A 3,388-nucleotide genomic window follows, 5' to 3' on the forward strand; every position below is an offset into this window, starting at 1 on the left:
CCCCCAACTACTCCACGAATGAAGGATTGTGGGTGTCTTCTGTATCTGTGTGTTGTTTCAGATACTGCACAGTGGACGCGTAGCAACCTTTGTTTGTAAGCCCTCGGCCTATTAGTACCGGTCACCTCCACCAGTTACCTGGCTTCCAGTTCCGGCCTATCAACCCCATGGTCTGTAGGGGGCCTTAACCACTCTAGGTGGTGGGAAACCTCATCTTGGAACAGGCTTCCCGCTTAGATGCTTTCAGCGGTTATCCCTTCCGAACGTAGCCAACCAGCCGTGCCCCTGGCGGGACAACTGGCACACCAGAGGTTCGTCCGTCCCGGTCCTCTCGTACTAGGGACAGCCTTCCTCAAGTTTCCAACGCGCGCGGCGGATAGAGACCGAACTGTCTCACGACGTTCTAAACCCAGCTCGCGTGCCGCTTTAATGGGCGAACAGCCCAACCCTTGGGACCTACTCCAGCCCCAGGATGCGACGAGCCGACATCGAGGTGCCAAACCATCCCGTCGATATGGACTCTTGGGGAAGATCAGCCTGTTATCCCCGGGGTACCTTTTATCCGTTGAGCGACACCGCTTCCACATGCCGGTGCCGGATCACTAGTCCCGACTTTCGTCCCTGCTCGACATGTCTGTCTCACAGTCAAGCTCCCTTGTGCACTTGCACTCGACACCTGATTGCCAACCAGGCTGAGGGAACCTTTGGGCGCCTCCGTTACATTTTGGGAGGCAACCGCCCCAGTTAAACTACCCACCAGGCACTGTCCCTGAACCAGATCATGGTCCGAGGTTAGAGGTCCAATACGACCAGAGTGGTATTTCAACGACGACTCCACCCACACTGGCGTGCGAGTTTCACAGTCTCCCACCTATCCTACACAAACCGTACCGAACACCAATACCAAGCTATAGTGAAGGTCCCGGGGTCTTTTCGTCCTGCCGCGCGTAACGAGCATCTTTACTCGTAATGCAATTTCGCCGAGTCTGTGGTCGAGACAGCAGAGAAGTCGTTACGCCATTCGTGCAGGTCGGAACTTACCCGACAAGGAATTTCGCTACCTTAGGATGGTTATAGTTACCACCGCCGTTTACCGGGGCTTAAATTCTCAGCTTCGCGCCGAAGCGCTAACCGGTCCTCTTAACCTTCCGGCACCGGGCAGGCGTCAGTCCGTATACATCGTCTTACGACTTCGCACGGACCTGTGTTTTTAGTAAACAGTCGCTTCTCTCTGGTCTCTGCGGCCCAAACCAGCTCACGGCGTAAAGCCGGTCACCAGCTCGGGCCCCCCTTCTCCCGAAGTTACGGGGGCATTTTGCCGAGTTCCTTGACCACAGTTCTCTCGATCGCCTTAGTATTCTCTACCTGACCACCTGTGTCGGTTTGGGGTACGGGCCGTGTACCAACTCACTAGAGGCTTTTCTCGGCAGCATAGGATCACTGAATTCGCCTCAATCGGCTACGCATCACCTCTCAGGCACAAGAGTGGCGGATTTGCCTACCACTCGCCCTACAGGCTTACACCAGTACAACCACTGACTGGCCCAGCTACCTTCCTGCGTCACCCCATCGCTTGACTACTACACCCAGGGTCATGCGCAGCCCCATCCGGCCTCCCGAAGGAGGTCCATCAGGTTTTGGGCACTTAGCACAGATGATTCGCCATTGGGCGCGGATACACGGGTACGGGAATATCAACCCGTTGTCCATCGACTACGCCTGTCGGCCTCGCCTTAGGTCCCGACTCACCCTGGGCGGATTAACCTGGCCCAGGAACCCTTGGTCATTCGGCGGACGAGTTTCTCACTCGTCTTTCGCTACTCATGCCTGCATTCTCACTCGCGCAGCCTCCACAACTAGGTCACCCCGCTGCTTCCCTGGCTACACGACGCTCCCCTACCCAGCCACACCACTGCACACACCCCCATAGAGGTGCGTGGATGTATATGTGCGACTGCCGCGGCTTCGGCGGTGTACTTGAGCCCCGCTACATTGTCGGCGCAGGATCACTCGACCAGTGAGCTATTACGCACTCTTTCAAGGATGGCTGCTTCTAAGCCAACCTCCTGGCTGTCTGCGCAATCCCACATCCTTTTCCACTTAGTACACGCTTAGGGGCCTTAGCCGGCGATCTGGGCTGTTTCCCTCTCGACTACGAAGCTTATCCCCCGCAGTCTCACTGCCGCGCTCTCACTCACCGGCATTCGGAGTTTGGCTGATTTCGGTAAGCTTGTGGGCCCCCTAGACCATCCAGTAGCTCTACCTCCGGTGAGAAACACGCGACGCTGCACCTAAATGCATTTCGGGGAGAACCAGCTATCACGGAGTTTGATTGGCCTTTCACCCCTACCCACAGCTCATCCCCTCAGTTTTCAACCTAAGTGGGTTCGGGCCTCCACGACGTCTTACCGTCGCTTCACCCTGGCCATGGGTAGATCACTCCGCTTCGGGTCTAGAACACGCGACTCTGGACGCCCTATTCGGACTCGCTTTCGCTACGGCTACCCCACACGGGTTAACCTCGCCACATGCCACTAACTCGCAGGCTCATTCTTCAAAAGGCACGCCATCACCCCCCACAGCAAGCTGTGCAAAGGCTCTGACGGATTGTAAGCGCACGGTTTCAGGTACTATTTCACTCCCCTCCCGGGGTACTTTTCACCTTTCCCTCACGGTACTAGTCCGCTATCGGTCACCAGGGAGTATTCAGGCTTACCGGGTGGTCCCGGCAGATTCACAGCAGATTTCACGGGCCCGCTGCTACTCGGGCACTCACTACAACAGAGAACGTGTTTTCGCCTACCGGACTCTCACCGTCTACGGTTGGCCGTCCCAGACCAATTCGACTAACACGATCTTTTCTGACTGTTGCTCACCACGGCAGTGATGAGAAAATGAGCCCCACTACCCCACACGTGCAACCCCTGCCGGGTATCACACACGCATGGTTTAGCCTCATCCGCTTTCGCTCGCCACTACTCACGGAATCACATGTTGTTTTCTCTTCCTGTGGGTACTGAGATGTTTCACTTCCCCACGTTCCCTCCACACCAGCTATATATTCACTGGCGGGTAACACGACATCACTCGTGCTGGGTTTCCCCATTCGGACACCCTCGGATCACAGCTCGGTTGACAGCTCCCCGAGGCTTATCGCAGCCTCCTACGTCCTTCATCGGCTCCTGGTGCCAAGGCATCCACCGAACGCTCTAAAACACTTACAAAACAAAGATGCTCGCGTCCACTGTGCAGTTCTCAAACAACACACCCACTCGAACCGAACTCCTGGACTCACCGACCAAGCCGGCAGTATCTCAGAAAATCCGAGCAGATCATGTTTATTGCCTGGAAAGAACGCCTGTTCTTTCAGGACCCAACAGTGTGTTGA

At 56.1% G+C, this 3,388-nt stretch carries 1 rRNA gene; it reads right to left on the minus strand.

Annotation, left to right across the window (positions count from 1 at the left end):
* Positions 1–91: 91 nt before the first annotated feature.
* Positions 92–3,224, minus strand: a 23S ribosomal RNA gene (locus IU448_RS28555).
* Positions 3,225–3,388: the final 164 nt, after the last annotated feature.

The organism is Nocardia flavorosea (genome assembly GCF_015477805.1).
Lineage (GTDB): Bacteria > Actinomycetota > Actinomycetes > Mycobacteriales > Mycobacteriaceae > Nocardia > Nocardia flavorosea_A.